This window comes from Pirellulales bacterium (assembly GCA_035533075.1).
Classification (GTDB): domain Bacteria; phylum Planctomycetota; class Planctomycetia; order Pirellulales; family JAICIG01; genus DASSFG01.
Window position 1 is genome coordinate 38529 of record DATLUO010000038.1, and the last position, 15491, is coordinate 54019.

Annotated in this window: 15 protein-coding genes; 5 read left to right on the top strand and 10 right to left on the bottom strand. The window is 63.6% G+C overall.

The genetic code is table 11. The annotated features are described in order from the left end of the window. Positions 1 to 725: 725 nt before the first annotated feature. From VNH11_04260 to VNH11_04295, 8 genes are read right to left on the bottom strand one after another with little or no spacing between them, the layout of a single operon-like run. Entirely contained in the window at positions 726 to 1433 is a 708-nt protein-coding gene (locus VNH11_04260) for a sulfite exporter TauE/SafE family protein (protein ID HVA45579.1), read from the bottom strand. Next, the gene (locus tag VNH11_04265; GenBank protein HVA45580.1) at positions 1421 to 3721 is read right to left on the bottom strand and encodes a cation-translocating P-type ATPase; all 2301 of its coding nucleotides are present in this window, start codon (positions 3719 to 3721) and stop codon (positions 1421 to 1423) included. The genes VNH11_04260 and VNH11_04265 overlap by 13 nt, the downstream gene beginning before the upstream one ends. After that, positions 3718 to 3897, bottom strand: coding sequence for a hypothetical protein (locus VNH11_04270; protein HVA45581.1), 180 nt, complete (start codon positions 3895 to 3897; stop codon positions 3718 to 3720). Before VNH11_04270 ends, VNH11_04265 begins: the two co-directional genes overlap by 4 nt. After that, positions 3881 to 4228, bottom strand: a complete 348-nt coding sequence (locus VNH11_04275; protein HVA45582.1) for a hypothetical protein — start codon at positions 4226 to 4228, stop codon at positions 3881 to 3883. Before VNH11_04275 ends, VNH11_04270 begins: the two co-directional genes overlap by 17 nt. Then, positions 4225 to 4875 (bottom strand): cbb3-type cytochrome c oxidase subunit II, encoded by a 651-nt coding sequence (locus tag VNH11_04280; GenBank protein ID HVA45583.1) that lies wholly within the window; start codon positions 4873 to 4875, stop codon positions 4225 to 4227. Before VNH11_04280 ends, VNH11_04275 begins: the two co-directional genes overlap by 4 nt. Next, positions 4845 to 6257 carry a cbb3-type cytochrome c oxidase subunit I gene (locus VNH11_04285; protein ID HVA45584.1) on the bottom strand — a complete coding sequence of 471 codons (1413 nt, stop codon included), beginning with the start codon at positions 6255 to 6257 and terminating at the stop codon, positions 4845 to 4847. Before VNH11_04285 ends, VNH11_04280 begins: the two co-directional genes overlap by 31 nt. Continuing rightward, positions 6254 to 6886 (bottom strand): hypothetical protein, encoded by a 633-nt coding sequence (locus tag VNH11_04290; GenBank protein HVA45585.1) that lies wholly within the window; start codon positions 6884 to 6886, stop codon positions 6254 to 6256. The genes VNH11_04285 and VNH11_04290 overlap by 4 nt, the downstream gene beginning before the upstream one ends. 8 nt (positions 6887 to 6894) lie before the next feature. Further along, a complete protein-coding gene (locus VNH11_04295) occupies positions 6895 to 7887 on the bottom strand; it encodes a c-type cytochrome (GenBank protein HVA45586.1) in 993 nt (330 codons plus the stop codon). Positions 7888 to 8301: 414 nt separating this feature from the next. Here VNH11_04295 and VNH11_04300 point away from each other — a divergent pair, with 414 nt between their 5' ends. From VNH11_04300 to VNH11_04310, 3 genes are read left to right on the top strand one after another with little or no spacing between them, the layout of a single operon-like run. Beyond that, positions 8302 to 8769 carry a DUF4405 domain-containing protein gene (locus VNH11_04300; GenBank protein HVA45587.1) on the top strand — a complete coding sequence of 156 codons (468 nt, stop codon included), beginning with the start codon at positions 8302 to 8304 and terminating at the stop codon, positions 8767 to 8769. Positions 8770 to 8806: 37 nt separating this feature from the next. Continuing rightward, positions 8807 to 9445: a hypothetical protein gene (locus VNH11_04305; protein ID HVA45588.1), complete on the top strand. Its 639-nt coding sequence runs from the start codon at positions 8807 to 8809 to the stop codon at positions 9443 to 9445. An 18-nt stretch (positions 9446 to 9463) separates the two neighbouring features. Further along, the gene (locus VNH11_04310; protein HVA45589.1) at positions 9464 to 9859 is read left to right on the top strand and encodes a type II toxin-antitoxin system PemK/MazF family toxin; all 396 of its coding nucleotides are present in this window, start codon (positions 9464 to 9466) and stop codon (positions 9857 to 9859) included. A gap of 121 nt (positions 9860 to 9980) precedes the next feature. Here VNH11_04310 and VNH11_04315 read toward each other — a convergent pair whose 3' ends face one another. Beyond that, on the bottom strand, positions 9981 to 11948 hold the full coding sequence (locus VNH11_04315) for an AAA family ATPase (GenBank protein ID HVA45590.1): 1968 nt from the start codon (positions 11946 to 11948) through the stop codon (positions 9981 to 9983). Between the two features lie 133 nt (positions 11949 to 12081). On the opposite strand from VNH11_04315, the gene VNH11_04320 reads away from it, so the two are divergent. Together VNH11_04320 and VNH11_04325 are read left to right on the top strand one after the other, a co-directional pair. Beyond that, entirely contained in the window at positions 12082 to 13095 is a 1014-nt protein-coding gene (locus VNH11_04320) for a hypothetical protein (GenBank protein ID HVA45591.1), read from the top strand. Continuing rightward, positions 13095 to 13574: a hypothetical protein gene (locus VNH11_04325; GenBank protein HVA45592.1), complete on the top strand. Its 480-nt coding sequence runs from the start codon at positions 13095 to 13097 to the stop codon at positions 13572 to 13574. Before VNH11_04320 ends, VNH11_04325 begins: the two co-directional genes overlap by 1 nt. A 150-nt stretch (positions 13575 to 13724) precedes the next feature. Here the strand turns inward: VNH11_04325 and VNH11_04330 are convergent, their stop codons facing one another. Next, positions 13725 to 15488, bottom strand: coding sequence for a cytochrome b N-terminal domain-containing protein (locus tag VNH11_04330; GenBank protein HVA45593.1), 1764 nt, complete (start codon positions 15486 to 15488; stop codon positions 13725 to 13727). Positions 15489 to 15491 lie beyond the last annotated feature (3 nt).

Below are 15491 nucleotides of genomic sequence, written 5' to 3' on the forward strand. Positions count from 1 at the left end.
CGGTTGCCATTGAATCCGTGGTCGAAGGGACGTCTCTTGGTACGGTATATAGCGCCGCCTCCGTCACGCCAATTCTACACCATACCGGCGAACATGAAAGCCGGCCTCGCGGCTGTCAGGCTCACAAGCTGAACCGAGGGCGGCGCATGCTCATCGGTCAGGGATGCCAATAAGCTGCACAAAGAAGCCGGAAACGGTTGGCGCCGCAAAGCGGAAGGCGATCGGCGTTGCCCCGACGCCGGCAAGCGCTGGGCATGCCCGTGTTGCTGACACGGCGTGCGACCGGGCGCCGCCTAATCTTCGACGACGTACCACCAATCATTGTCCAGTTGCACTTGCCACCAGTAACGCGGGGCGTCTCGCGCGACGCCACGCGCAAGCCCAAATCGGCCGGCGGAGCCGGGGCCCAAGCCGCCGGTCCATAGCTTGATACTGCGACCTGGCTGGGCCTCGATGTGACGAATCAGAAAGAGCCCTGCGCGGCATGGCACTTCAGGGTATTCTCCGGCTTCGACGGCCTTCGCGAGATCGTTGATCGCTCGCCTGGAGAGAACGAATCGCACGCGCAAGGGGGTGTTGTCGGCCCGACAGCAGAAGTGGTCAGCAGCAACGCGCGCAAGCTGAATTGGAATGGTCGGCTCATGACGCCAGTTACCGCGTGTGGCGGCCGAAGGGCCAGACCGGGCCTTCCGTCGGTCACGTTGAAGGGGCAGAAACTCAGCGGCTCAGCGATCGCCCAGGCACGCCGGGCAACTTGCCGCGGCCACCTGTGCATCCCGTTGCAGGAAGGCGACTCCGCGTGAAATGGAAAGCCCGCCCGTGATGATGACGCAGCAGGCGGCAAGGTGCAGCAGGCGGCGACGGCCGGCCAGGCTGAGCAAGCTGCCGCCGCAGCCGGCAAGCACCATGATGGGAAGCGTGCCCAGGCCAAACAGAAACATGTGAGTCAGGCCGGAAAGCATACTCTCCGTGCTGGTGGCCAAGGCCAGATAGGCATAGACCAGACCGCAGGGCAGAAGGCCGTTCAAGACACCGGCCAGAAATACGTTGGTGAGTCGCGGCGCCGTGAGGAACGGTGCGAACAGGCCGGCGGAAAGACAAGAATGGTGTTTGCCGTGAGAGAGCACGCGTCGCCAGAGGCCGCTTGCGGCAAGTCCCTGAATGACCAACAGCACGCCGGCCAACACGGCGAGCCACGATTGCGCGTGGACGAGCGGCGGCAGCGAACGGGCCAGCCGCCAGCCTCCGTAACCGGCCATGGCACCGGCGGACGAATACGTGAAGATGCGGCCCAGGCTGTAAACCAGTTGCCGCGCCAGGTTGACGCGCCAATTCGCCGAAGCGGCCCCGATGGAGATGGCAAACCCGCCGCACATGCCGACGCAGTGGGATGAGCCGAGCAGGCCGCCCACAAAGACCATCAAGAGTTCCATGTCGACAGCCTCAACGAATTGCCGATCACCAACGTGCTGCTGACGACCATCGCCGCGGCCGCCCAGACGGGGCTTAACTGCCCGCCGGCCGCCAACGCGATGCCCAGCACGTTATAGGAAAAGGCCCAAAACAAGTTCTGACGGATGGTTGTTACCGTCGCGCGTGCCAGGCCGACCGACCACGCAACACGCCGCAGATCGTCGCTCAACAGGCAGACATCGGCCGCTTGACGCGAGACGTCGGCCCCGCAACCCAGCGCGATGCCCACATCGGCCGCGGCCAACACCAGCGCATCGTTGATGCCGTCGCCCACCATCGCCACCGGACAGGGCTTGCGCGATTTATGATGCGGCCGTCCCGGCTGCGTCGATGCAGGCGGGGCGCCTACACCCCAATTCCGCAAACGGGTGATCGCCGCAACCTTTTCTTCCGGCAGCAAGGCGCCCGTGGTTGGCAGAGCCAGTTGGTTGCCGAGCCGCTCGACCCGCGACGCCGCGTCACCAGAAAGCACCGAAACCTTCAGGGCAAGCCTGTGGCAGCCGTCGATCGTCTCCCTCACTTCCGGACGCAGCTTCTCGTCGAAACCGAAGATGCCTCGCACATGCCCCTGCCAGCCGATGCAAACCACCGAGCGGCCATCGTCTTCGAACTGTTGCGAAACGTGTCGGAGTCGATCGCCGAGCGCGAGGCCCTGCTCGCGCATCAATCGCGGGCTGCCGAGGAACACGGCCGGATCGCCATCCAGTCCGCAGGCCATTAGGCCGCGTCCTGGAAGCGTGCGGGTCTCGATCGGCACCGTTGCCGCGCCAATTCTATGGCGAACGTCTTCTGCGCCGTAAGGTGGGACCAGCGAGCTTGCGAGCGCCGGCCCACCGTTAATGACGTCGATTACGGTGGGCCGGCGCTCGCAAGCTCGCTGGTCCCACCCTACGCCTACGCCCGATGCAAAGTCGGCAATGGCCGTGGAGAAAACGTGGGTTGACGTTGCCGCTAGCGCCGCCGCCGTTTGCAGCACCGTCTCGCGCGGCGTAACGCCGTCGCTGGCAAAGCTTGCGACATGGCCCGCGCCCGTTGTGAGCGTGCCGGTTTTGTCAAAGGCGATCGCGCCCACGCCGGCCAGCCGTTCCAGCGCTTCGCCGTGCTTGAACAGGACCTGACAGCCGGCCGCTCGCCCGATCGCCGTCCATACGGCCAACGGCGTGGCCAGCCCCAGCGCGCACGGGCAGGCGATCAGAACCACCGCCAGGCCCGCCAGCACGCCCGGCTCAAAACCACCCGTCAAACCATGCGCGATTCCACTGGCCACCGCCACCACCGCCACGCCGGGCAAAAAATAGTACGACAATCGGTCCGCCAGCCGCTGATACGCTCCTTTGCTTTCTCGTGCCGCATGCACGGCGGCGACGAGCCGACGCAGGGCGCCCGCGCCGGCCGGGGCGGTGACCTCGACCACCAATTCGCCGTCGAGATTCAGCGTGCCGCTGAGCACCAAGTCCGACGGCTCTTTGACCGCGGGCCGGCTCTCGCCGGTGAACAGTTGCTCGTCGACGGCCGCCCTGCCTTGCACGATACGCCCGTCGGCGCCGAATCGCTCGCCGGCCAACACGCGCATCCGATCGCCCACGCTCACTTCCTCCAGCGGCAGGCGGCATTCGCCGTCGGTCCGCAGCACCCGGACCTCGCTGGGCAGCAGCTTTTCGAGCGCGTCGAGTGCCTGTGTAGCTCGCAGCTTGCCGGTCGCCTCCAGCCAACGGCCGAGCGTGGCCATCACCAGCACTACGCAACCGACCTCGAAGTAAACTTGCCCCTGGCCGCGGAACACCGCGACCGCCGAATAGCCGTAACTGGCCGCCACGCCAAAGACGAGCAAGGGATCGGTCGATGGGATGCCCGAACGGAGGCTTTGCCAAGCGCCGCGCGCCAGCGGAGCGCCCAGCAGCCACAACACGGGCAGCGACAACAGCAGCGACAAGTAGCGAAACAAGCCATCCAGAGACGTTGCCAGCGGAGAGGCGCCGTCGGCCGACGCATACACGTCTTGCGTCCACAGCGCCATGCTGAACATGACGACGTTGATCGTGAGAAAAACGGCGATTCCCAGCCGGGCCAGTATCCAGTTCGACTGCCCTTGCTCGCCCGATTGCCCGGCGACATCGGCGGCGAACCGGCAGCCATAGCAGCAATAGACCGGCCCATCGGCCGCCGCGGCACGCATCGGCTGCCACGAGCGTGGCACGGGCAGACCGCAGTAGTCGCAACTGTGCTGGCTTTGTTGTGGGGCGTTCACGCGGGCGTGATCAATTCGGTTTGCAGATCGGGAAACAGGTAGCGCACCGTGTAATACACGGCGAAGCACCAGAAGCCGACCCATACCAGCCGCACGTACCACGGAATCCGGTTGCCGATGTAAGCGTGGTACTGGTCTTCGTCGCGTTCGGTAATTGTGTCAATGTCGTCGGTCATCCAGCCACCTTTCGTGCTCGAGCATCGTTTCCTTCGGTCGCTCAATATCATGGAACATGCCGTTGGCGGCCGCCCAGCCGAGCAACAGTAGAAAGCCGGCGCTGGCCAACAGGTAGTTGACGATGGGAGCGATCGCGAACGCCCCGGTCATGTCGCCGCGGCAGATCACGACCAACTCCCAAAACTTCGTGCAAAAACCGTACATGCACGGCAGCAGGATGACGAGCGCGAAAAACGTCCGCAGCAGCCGCCCGTGCCAGGGATGCGCAGGCTGCGCGTGGCCGTTGCGCGAGGGGACGTGATCGGCCCATCGTATGCGTGCCTTGGTCATGGCGCCGCCTCCTGCTCTTCGATCGGTGTGTAGTCTTCGTAGTAGGGATAACTTTCCAGCCAGCTTCCCAGCCACTGGATATAGGTCAGCACGGCCAGGCCGCGCTCGTTCGGCTTGCTCGGATCGTCATCGAAGAACCAGGGGTATTCGGGCATCGGCGAGCCGCTCGAAACCATCTTGGGGCGGAACAGATGCACCGCCTGCCAGTCGTTCGACCGGCGGCCTCCTTCGCGGCTCAAGTCCGGCCCCACGCGGCGCGTGCCGAACATCACCGGGCGTTGCAATTCGTTTTGATACTCTTCGGTCTTCGCCACGGGTCCCCAACGCAGCGACTCGTTCGACACCGGCCGCACAAACTGGCTGTGACAGTGCCAGCAACCCTCACCGATGTAAATGTCGCGGCCGCGCCGCAGCGCCAACGCGGCGTTTTGTTCCGTCGGCTCGCCGTAGTGTTCCTTGAACGCTTCGGGAAACCGGCGGCTCAGGTCTTCGAACTCGTACATCAGGTTGGCGTTGACCACTTGTTCGGCGGTCCGCTCCGGCAGATTGCGATACATCAGGATCGGCACCACCGCGTTGGAGACGAAGGCGAAGGCAAAGAAGCCCAGGCCTCCGATCAACAGCACGCCTGCTTTACTCTCGAACATGGAATGATCTCCGGCCGCGGACCTAAACGATAGGTGCGGTAAATGTTGTAAAAGAAGCAGAGCTGGCCGAAGATGATTCCCAAGCCGGCGAACAGACGCACGATCCAGAACGGCTGCGAGCCGTCCACGGAAACGTCCCAGGGCTGCATCGACGACCAGTAATAACCTTGAAAAATGCCGGCCAGCGTCAGATCGCCGAACATCAGCACGATGCCCGCCGTCGAGAACCAATAGTGCCACTCGCACAGCCGCTGGCTATACCACTCGCGCCGCAGCAATCGCGGAAAGAGATACGTCATGATGCCGAACAGCCACAGGCTGAACACGCCGAACATCACCAGGTGGGCGTGCCCCACGACCCAGTCGGTGAAGTGAATCAACGCCTGGAAGGTGAGCGTCACCTGCAACGCACACTGCAAGCACGTGACGAAGTACAGCACCATGCCGGTATAGAACCAGCGGATCGGCAGGTTGACGAGCACCTGCCGGCCCGAGCCGCGCAGCGTGCCGAAGAAATTGACGATCACCGTCATCACCACCATCTCCACGGCCACGGTGGCGATCACCGCGCCGTATTGCAGGAACATGGGAATGGGCGTGTAGAGGAAGTGGTGAATGCCGTTGAGCGGATAGAAGAAGGCCAGGCCCCAGAAGCCGACGAGCGAAAGGCCGTGGCTCCAGATCGGCTTGCGCAGAATGACCGGCACGAAGTAATACATCAGCCCCCAGCCCAAGGGCGTGACGAACAGGCCGACCAGGTCGTGGATGAACAGTCCGGCGACGGCGCCGCCGCTGGTGCCCGCCGCCACATATTGCGGTATGAAGTTGCCCATGGCGTAAGTCAGAAATGTCCAGACGAACGCCGCCATGAAGTACCACAGCGTGACGTAGAGCGGCCCTTTGGCCCGCGTGATCGGGGCCATGAAGTTGACGGCGACCAGCAGCAGCCCCAACAGCGCGATCGGATCGACCCAGACCGGCGTCTCGCCCCACTCGACGCCCTGGGCCTGACCGAGCAGGATGCCGACCGCGGTGGCCACCACCACCGCCTGCCAAGCGGCGAAGATGAAATACGACAGGCCGCGGTTATATACCGGCTTGAGCGTCAGCCGCGGCACCGACCAATACAAGGCACCGAGAAAGGCGTTGGCCAAAAAGCCGTAGGCGATGGCGTTGGTGTGAACCATCCGCCAGCGGCCCGGCGAGAGCAGCTCGATGCCTCGCAGCGGGTTCCAATGGATGAGCTGCAGGGCCATCAGCAGCCCGCCCACCAGCGAGATGGCCAGGTAGGTCAGGGCCGCGATAAAGTGCCAACGCACCAGCCGCTCCTCGACCAGGTCTTCGTGACGCGGCAAGTCAACCGCGGCGGTCGCCTCGCTCATGTTTGCTCCGTTTGCGGTTGATAAGGAAGGTAGAGTCCCCACGGATAGACCACGACCATGGTCCAGCCGAACACCAGGTGCGTGAGGGCGGCCACCCACCAAGGCACCAATTCGACAATCCAGTTGCCGCCGAGCAACAGCGGCTGCAGCCACGACAGGATGCCGTAGAAATTCACCAGCCAGACGGCCAGCGACAGGACGCTGACGACCAGCAGCCGTCTGCCGAAGGTGGCGTTGGGCGTAAAGCGCGTCAGCACGAGTTGAAAGAGGATGCCGTAGAGCATGCCCGTGCCGAGATAGAGGCAGCAGCCGACGGCCAGCGTGATGCCGGTGTCGATCTTTAGCGCGGTCTCGCCCAGCGGGAACGTGAGGTAGACCTGAATCAGCCGCAACGGGTTCTGCGGCTGGCCCTTGAGACCGTTCCAGACCAGCGAGCCGATGATGTTGGCCAGCAGGCTGGTGGCCGCGCCGAACATGCCGAGCAGGAAGCCCGTCGTGGCGTAATAGGCGGCGTAGTAGTCCGTCGGCCGCCAATGCGTCGGAGTCGTCTCCGCCGCGAGTTCGGCCTTGAGCTGCTGCACTTCTTGTTCGAGCGCGGCCAGTTGTTGAAGTTTGCTTTCGCGGTCCATCGGAGGGTTCAGGGTTCAGGGTTCAGGGTTCTTCTTCGGGCACTGGAGATGAATTGCACGTAATGCACCAGGTGCCAGAAGGTGTCTGGCTCTTTGGAAAGCTTGGCCTCGAACGAAGGCATCGGCGTACCGTTGATGCCCGAAAAGATGCGACGATAAATGTCTTCCGGACGATTGCCGCCGTGAAACATGCCGGCGGTGAGGTCGGCCGCGCGGGTCTTGACGCCCCACACATCGTTGAAGCCCTGGGCGTTGTCGGTGGTGCGGCCGCGGCCATCGGACCCGTGGCACTTGTAGCAGCCCGCCTCTTCGGTGAGAAAGGCTTTCTTGCCCAACGCCACTGACTCTTCGCTGTAGAGCGGCATCTTGGTGAGCGGCCAGACGGCCTGCTGTTTGGCCTCTTTCCATTGGCCGACGATCATGGTGATCGATTCTTCGAGGGCCTCGTCGCTGATTTCGTCTTCGTTGTCGGCCTCGACCGCCAACTGCAGTTCCAGCTCGCCGCGGTGCGTCAGCACGAGCACATAGTCGAGCACCGCTTCCAGCTCATCTTCGGGCAACTGGGCGAATGAGGGCATCGAGGTCCCTTTTGCGCCGTGCCGAAGGGTGCGGCGGAGGTCTTCGCGGCGCGGCTTGGCGCCGTAGGGCGTGGAAGTGAACTTGAAGATGCCGCGGCGATAGTCGCGCGGCCGCGGAGAGAGGTATGCGGCCGCTTCGCCGTTGCCGTCGCCGGTCGCACCGTGGCAGGCGACGCAGCGTTTCTGATAGATTGCCGCCCCGCGCCGCAAGTGGGTAACGTCGGCCGATTCGTCGCCCAACAATTTGGGCCGCACCGGTGTGCCGCAGTTCTTGTCTAGAATCTCGCGCACGCGCTGCTGCAGCGGCCCGGAGAGATCGAGCACTTCTTTGCTGGAAACATACTGCAATTCCACCTGGCGTTGACAACCGAGGCACATCGCGGCCAACAGGATCAACGCGCCGACGAGCGGGCGTATCGTCACCCTCGTTCTCCATCCATAAAAGTAGCGAATTGGTTCGAGGCGAACCGTAAAGCACGGCGTGTACCGAAGCGGGCGAAATGGAATCGCTTGCAAAAGACGCCTGATTTTTCGGGAGGTCGATTGCGAGAGCGCGTGCGAGGCTTTGCAAAACGAGCGAAACCGCACACAGGTGTCGCGCTATCGCGCGCTTTGCAGCAACGGTGGCGGGGGCAGAAGCTGGCCGAGATCGATCCGGCCTTTGCAATACTCGCCGCCGGCCAGCGATGCCCCGGTGGTGGCGCTACCGGGCATCGCCGCGGGGGAGCAGTTTGCGCGGAACTGCCCAATCGGCGCGGCTCTGCCCCAGCCGACGCCATCCTGGCGTGCCGTTTGCTTCCGCAGCTCTTGACCAACAAACCACGCGCGAGTTCAACCGTGATGCCTGTTGCAGAACGTCCTCCGGCGGCGAGGCCCGATCGTGGTTCCGTCACCCCGCCACGGCCGCTGGCGGTGTCGCGCACGACGGTCAACTTCTTGCTCGACGCGGCGTTGCTGGCCGTGTTTTTGATGTTGGTTTGGGTTTCCGTGGTGTTACGGTTCGTATTCCCGGCGGGCACGGCGGCCGCGGGCTGGCTACTCTGGGGTCGCGGCTTCGACGACTGGTCGGCCTTTCAGTTCTCGCTGCTGTGCATGTTCGCCTTGGGTGTGCTGGTCCACCTGATGCTGCACTGGTCGTGGATCTGCGGCGTCGTCAGCAGCCGCGTGTCGCGATGGCGCGGGCGAGCGGTGCGTCTCGACGACGGCACGCAGACGCTCTATGGCGTCGGCCTGTTGATCGTCGTCCTGAACGTCGTCGGCCTGCTGATTGCCGCCGCGGCGCTGGGCATTCGGGCGCCGCTTTAGGTCTCAGACACGCGGAACTGGACTTTGGCTGAGACGCATGGAATGGTATAATTATCCGCTGAAAATCAAGGAACGGGGTTCTCGGGCTGCATGCTCCATGCAATTGGCATTTGCTTTTTTATCGCGCGTGGCGGAGCGGTCGGCTGATGGGACCGTTCATGCTTTTGGTGCTGGTTGCGACGCACTTCGACTAGCCCGCCTTCCCGCTGCGCCGATGTCGCTTGCGCTGGTTGCCAAGTTCCGCTGTCAACCCGAAGAAAAGGGAGAACAGCACGAGGTGGCTGTCGACTTGAGTAGTCCCGACGGAAAGCGTGCTCATCTGGCGGTAACGCGCGTCATGGTCGGGGAAGGCGTCGACAACGCTGGCCGGCCGTTGGGGGCGACGGTGGTCGCGGCGCTCGATGCGCCCTTCGAGGCAGAAGGAGAACACGTCTTCCATGTGTCGCTTGACGGAAGGCAAGTCGTGTCGTTACCAATCACCGTGCTTGTTAACGGAACGGGACAAGCGACAAGCAACGCGATGCAACTCCGGGCAAAGTGGATGCGTGAACTTGGGATGTCTGAAGAAGAGATCGCAATGCTTTGCGATGCAGAGGCTTACCCTGCCAGTGTCGAGGAAGAAGCGGCCCATCTCGGCGCGCTTGAGCGCATGCGGCCGTCGAAGTGGTCCATCTAAGGGACCGAGGCCACCGAAGTGGAAATTCGACTCATTCGCGGGAGGGTTGTGTGGGCGACCGTTCCCGACCCGCAAGGACGAAACCCTAAGTCGCGTCGGTGCATCGTCATCTCGGACGTCGATCCCGTAAACCCGCCCAACGAGGCGACGGTCGTCTATGTCACCTCAAGTATCAACGAGGCCGAAGGGGATGAGTACGTCCATTTACAATACGGACCCCGCTGTCTGACCTCGTTTGTCAAGCCAAGCGCGGCACATTGTATCGGCGTCTACAAGCTGCCGGCGAGCGCGATTACGGTCGATCGGGGAGTCGTAGGGCCTGCATATATCGAGGCGATTCGGCAGCGCATTGACGCGCTCGGAGATCGAGTCGTCGTTCAGGAGTACCCGTTCCCAGGCGATGCGATGGCATAACCGCGCGACGGAACAGCGCCGTGTGCCGCCGCGGCGCTAAGCGTTTGGGCACCGTAGGTGGTGGCTCCCCTACCGCGGCTTAGCGGCGAAGGTCAGGTTCTGGTTTGGCAAGCGGCCGGGCCTATCCGTTTGGCAGGACCGCCTGGACCGCTTCCAGGGCCTTGCGTTCGCGGCGAAGCTTGCGGAGACGCCGTTTGCTGGATCTGGAAGCCGTTTGCGGCGCCGTCTGGCTGTTTGGAAGGCTGCCAACCGTTTCCAAGGCTGCCACGCTCGGCGGGGCGTCCCGCCGCAGTTCCACCGCCACCACGGCCGAATTCGGAAGACTGCCAACCGTCTCCAAGGCTGCCACGCTCGGCGGGGCGTCCCGCCGCGGTTCCACCTCCGCCGCGGCCGAATTTGGAAGGCTGCCAACCGTTTCGAAGGCTGCCACCGTTTGCGGCGCCGAATCCGCGCACGCCGGCCGCACATCTCCGATCTGCCCACGAAAGCCCCAGAGCCACGGACCGCCCTGCCCGGCTTTCGTCGGGTGAAGCCCCATCTCGGCGGCGGCCCGCCGCACCGTCCGTTCGGAAAGGTGGCATTGACGGGCTTCTTCCCACAGCCGCTGGGCCTCGATCGGACCCTCCGAGAGGAGCTCCAACAGCCACTGGCCCGCCTGCCGCCTTTCATGGCGATCGACGGAGCGGACCGAGGCGGCCACGACCTCGTCGGCCGTCACCTGGCAGGTCGCCGCCTGCCATACCAGGCGATCGCCCGCCATCTGAAACGCCAGATTGTCGGCCGGGCGGCCCAATTGGTTCTGGGCGCACACCACCACGCGGCTATCGGAACGATAGGGGTCGCGCCCCAGCAGCCAAACCATCGGGGCCGCGGCCAGCATGGCATCGAGCGCCCGGTTCGCTCCACCCCGGCCGCCTTTCTCCAACTGCCAGACGATGACCAGGGCAATCCGACGCCGCGCCGCCAGCTCGGACAACTTGTCAAACAGGGCGGCCAGCTCTTCGGCACGCGGGCCGGGCGTCCGCAGCCAGCCGCGCAAATGGTCGACCACCACCAGCCGGCAATCGGCGATTTGGTCCAGCGCGCTTTCCAGCTTGCCGATCAGGGCCTCGGCCGGCGTCACGCCGTTGTGGTGCAGGCGTCCCGCCTGCGTTTCCGGGGCGGGCGGTTCACCGTCGGCATTGATGAGGGCCAGCCGCCGCGGATCGGCGCCGGCCGCCAACAGCCGTCGTTTGACGACCGGGTTCAGGTGCCGGTCGGACTGCGCGATCAGGACCGGGCCGGGGAGCGTGTCGCCCGCCACCGCCTCGGGCCAGGCTGTGCCGCTCGACACACGTGCGGCGAGGTCGGCTGCCAGCAGGCTTTTGCCGCTGCCGGCCTCGCCCGCCACGACGGTCACGTGCCCCACGGGAAGCCTGTCGGGCCACAGCCAGTGGGTGTCGGCCCCGTCGATCTCGTCGAGCCGCAGCAGTTCGCAGGGGGCCGTGGTCGAGTCGCCGGTCCGAGACCGGCCGCCGTCAGAAAGAGATTCGCATGACATGGATTTGTCTCCAGTTGTAGGAATGGTTGAACATGTTCCTAAGTATACGATACATGGGAACATGGTGTCAACGGGCGACGGGACCGTGCTGTCATGCTGCGTCTGGTCGGTCGCCATCGTCGAATCGAAGGTGTTCTGGTCGGTCGTTTCCGTCACAGAAAGTTGGGTTGCGGCCGGCCCGGCAACGCCGTCGTACTGCGACTGCGCACTCGCGTCCTGGCTTCCCTGGGTGCCCTGCGCGTCTTGAATTTGCTGCTGAGCCAAGCCGTCCGCTGCCTGGTCATTTGAAGACGCCTGCTGGTCCGCCGTGCTCTGCGCGCCTTGCTCCGTCGTGGTCGCAGAGTCAATTGTGTTCGTAATATCCTGCTGTTGCGACAGGTCAAAGGCGTTTTCGTCAGTCGTGATTCCACCAAGTTGCGAGTTCAGCGTGTCCTGCGCCGACTGGAAGGCCGATTGCCACGTCCCGTCTTCGGTCGCTTGCGTGGCGGAATAAGCCGCCTGTGCTGTGGCCAGCGCGGTCTGGTAATCAGTCGTCGCGTCGAGCATCATGCGTGGCTCGAGACTTTCTGTGCCAAGCCGGCGAATGACCCTCGCGCGCCTTTTTCGCTTTTGACCGAGTTGCCGGGCGACCGTGAACGAACAAAGTTCAAACAGTGAAGAAAGGTGCATGACGTAAACTCCAGTGGAAATGGTTCTGGTCCAGGTGCCGGCGCAGGTAACGCTTAACAAGACCCAGATCGACGACGCACGTGGGGAAGTGACGGGAGAGATCAACGCCGACGTTCAGGACGGCAATACGCACGCTTCCGACGAGGATACACGCGACAAGGCGTACAGCGCTGCCCAGCTAGCATTCTTGCAGCAGGCCGACCCGGAGATTGCTGCCGACGAGGAGGCTGAGACGAGCAAGTCGGCGGACGATACGAACCAGGCAGCACAGGACGAAGCTGCGGCGATAAAGAAAGTGGATGCGGCGACGGAGCAAGAAGTGGACGACCTGGTGCCCGCCGGTCAAACGATGGTCGACAAGGAGGCGAACGCAGATAAAACGTTCGTAAAAGCGGAGGTGGATGCGGCGGTCGATGCGGCCAATACGGCGGCTGCGAACACGGCAACGACTGTGGCGGCAGAGCCGGACAGCGACTTCCAGGACGCCCAAACAATCGGCGCTCCAGGCATCTACATTGACGTGAGCGGCATCCACGCCTCGTTCCTCCTGCCGCTGATCGACGATACTGGTAAGCTCACGGGTTACAAGTTCTTCTCCTACTGGGATGCTTCGTGGAACCCAGGGGACTCAGGCGGCCATGCGTTCAACATCTTTGGCTACATTGGATTCAGGCAAGCCTTTGTCCAAACCAAAATCAAAGATGCCACATTTAATCCAGAAGAAAAGTTCGACTACTTTGTCCCAACGACGATGACCGGCCTGACGAACATGCTGAATTACGCGCAGCGGATTGAGCATGGCATGGGGAGCTGGTGGTTTGGCTCGCAGTATTACAGCGTGCTCGATGGCCGCACCTGTGTCGGATTCGTCCTCGACACAATGGACGAGGCGGACCTGTGGCCGCTCGGGGCCGGATGGTACTGGCCTGGCATGACGCTGGCAACCCAACTGATGACACGCATTCCTTCAACGATCCGTCTTCCTAACGCCAACATCTGGGAATATGCGGTTCCCCCGCCGTACTAATGAAAAAAACGCTCTGGTTGGCGATCCTCATCATCGCCATCGTCGTGGTCTCCCTTTGGCCTCTGCGCAATCCGTGGCCGGACGCCTGCTGGCAGCCATTCAGCTCATGGGGTGATGCCTGGGTATTGCCGCCACGGCCCAGCGGGGCCTATATGATTTACCTGGCCTACCACAAGAAGGACGGTGGCCGCCTTGACAGCGCGACGAGGCGAACCGACATCAAGCTGACGGTCATTGACGAGACAGACGGCAGTGAGGTGCCGCTACTTCGCGATTGGGAGTACGGACAGATTGGCCCCAACAAGGATTGGCAGATGGAAGAGGTCGGCGATGTCCGGCTTGTCGAGGGGCACCGCTACCATATTGAAGTGGATGCCGAGCAACTCAAGCAGCTCTCCCGTTACCGTCACAAGCTAGGCGTGGATCTGGACGTATACGAAAAGATGAACTGGGGAAAACCCAAGAAACGGCCGCCCTGAAGTGGCCACGATCATGGGCTGACGCCTCTGCCAGGTAATCAGCGCGGCCGCCCAGGAAGCTGTGCCGCCTGCGGCATCCGGGCGGAACAAACAAAAATGGCCACCGTCTTCGGCTGGCCAAGCCGGGATTTCGCGCGTGCCGGTCCCACCCTACGGCGCGCGCAGCCAATCGACCAGCAGCCGCAGCTCGCGGTCGGTCAGAAGGTGGTGATCGGAGGACACAGACCGATCGGCAAACGGCGGCATGCGGTCGTTGCGGTCGCCGTAGAAGCGCTCGTCGCGCGGATTGCGGATGAACTCTTCCAACCACTCGCGCGAGCCATAGCCGGTCAGATCGGGCGCCGAACCGAGTTCGCCTTCGTCGTGAAACTTGTGACAGTCCGTGCAGCCAAGTTCCCCAACGATCAACTGCCGACCCTGTTCCACGACGTCACTTTGCGAACCGGCGGCCGCCGGCGACGCTTCCGCCGCCAAGGCCATCGCCACGGCGTGGAGTTGCCCCGGCAATTTCTCGCTTGCGTCCGCGTGCAGATCGCGTATGGCACCAACCATCTCGCCTTCGGCGAAGCTGGTGCGGCCGAAATAGCGCGGGCCGACGACGGCATCGGGATCGAGCAGCCCGGCGATCCACGGCGTCGAGCCAAAACCAACCAGGTCCGGCGCCGACGATTCCGCGGCCACAAAACCCTTGCCATCGGGACCGGAGTGCGAGTGACAACTTGCGCAATGCCGCTCGAAGATCAGCGGTCCTTGCGTTTCGGGGTCATCGCGCAACAGCGCCGACGCGCCTTCGGGCGGAATCCCGTTTTCGTCCGCCAACTGCCGCGCATGGTCGGCTAACTCGGCTGCCTGGACCTGTGCCTCCTGGTACTCCGGGTCGTTTGCGTCGCGGGCCAGCGAGGCCCAGGTGAGCCAGTCCCAAGCAGCGATGCCGGCAATCACCACCAGCCACCGCAGCGCCGTGCCGACACGCCGCCCGCAACCTTTGTCCAGGAAGGGAATCGCCAGAAAGAACGCCAGGACCGCCAACGGCACGACCAGCGTGGCCACGAATTCCCATTCGCCCGTGAAGTAGCGGCGCAGCTCGAAGAGCCAACGAAAGTACCATTCGGGCCGGGGTAGAACGGCGATCTCGGTGTCGGCCGGCGTGTCCAACGGCGCTCCGCGTTGCCAAGCCAGCCAAGCGACGATCGCCACCACCGCGGCCACCACGGTGGCGTTGCGGACCGATTGATAGGGCCAATACGGCCGTGCCCGCGGCGAATCGGCGAGCGTGCCGCCGGCCAGGCCATGCCGGTAAACCTGACTCAGGTGGATGGCCAACAGCGTCAGACCTGCCAACGGCAACAGCCCGACGTGCAGGAAATAGAGGTGCGTCAAGGTGAGTTGCCCGACGTCGTCGCCGCCCACAAACAGCCGCTGAAAGGCCGGCCCTACCAGCGGAGTCGAGCCCAGGATGTTGGCCTCGACCTCGATCTGCGTCATCCCTTTCTGGCTGGCACAGAGCGGATTGCCTGTCACCGCCCAGGCAATCAGTAGCGGCAGCAACAGCAGGCCGGTGATCCAGATCAGCTCGCGCGGCGGCCGGAATGCCCGGCAGACGAGAACGCGGACGACGTGGACGCCCAGCAGCACGATCAAGGCGTGCGAGGCAAAGTAATGAATTCCGCGAAGGAAGCGGCCGGCCGTCGATTGCTCGATGTAGAACACGCTGGCCCAGGCGCTGGTGAACGAGGGACTGTACGTCGTCATCAGCAGCAGTCCGGTGACCACTTCGATGGCAAACACCCAGGCCAGACAGCTCGCGCTCGTCAGCCACCAGCTTGGCCCATCGGGCAAAATCCGCCGGCGCAGCGGGGCCAACAGAGTCCGGTAGCCGGTACGCGCATCGAGCCAGTCGAAGAGCAGGCGCATCGT

Bases quoted from the DNA above. Each gene is read 5' to 3' on its own strand.
- VNH11_04260 (HVA45579.1), bottom strand. From the start codon at position 1,433: ATGGAACTCTTGATGGTCTTTGTGGGCGGCCTGCTCGGCTCATCCCAC.
- VNH11_04270 (HVA45581.1), bottom strand. From the start codon at position 3,897: ATGACCGACGACATTGACACAATTACCGAACGCGACGAAGACCAGTAC.
- VNH11_04275 (HVA45582.1), bottom strand. From the start codon at position 4,228: ATGACCAAGGCACGCATACGATGGGCCGATCACGTCCCCTCGCGCAAC.
- VNH11_04280 (HVA45583.1), bottom strand. From the start codon at position 4,875: ATGTTCGAGAGTAAAGCAGGCGTGCTGTTGATCGGAGGCCTGGGCTTC.
- VNH11_04285 (HVA45584.1), bottom strand. From the start codon at position 6,257: ATGAGCGAGGCGACCGCCGCGGTTGACTTGCCGCGTCACGAAGACCTG.
- VNH11_04290 (HVA45585.1), bottom strand. From the start codon at position 6,886: ATGGACCGCGAAAGCAAACTTCAACAACTGGCCGCGCTCGAACAAGAA.
- VNH11_04305 (HVA45588.1), top strand. From the start codon at position 8,807: ATGGAATGGTATAATTATCCGCTGAAAATCAAGGAACGGGGTTCTCGG.
- VNH11_04315 (HVA45590.1), bottom strand. From the start codon at position 11,948: ATGATGCTCGACGCGACGACTGATTACCAGACCGCGCTGGCCACAGCA.
- VNH11_04325 (HVA45592.1), top strand. From the start codon at position 13,095: ATGAAAAAAACGCTCTGGTTGGCGATCCTCATCATCGCCATCGTCGTG.
- VNH11_04330 (HVA45593.1), bottom strand. From the start codon at position 15,488: ATGCGCCTGCTCTTCGACTGGCTCGATGCGCGTACCGGCTACCGGACT.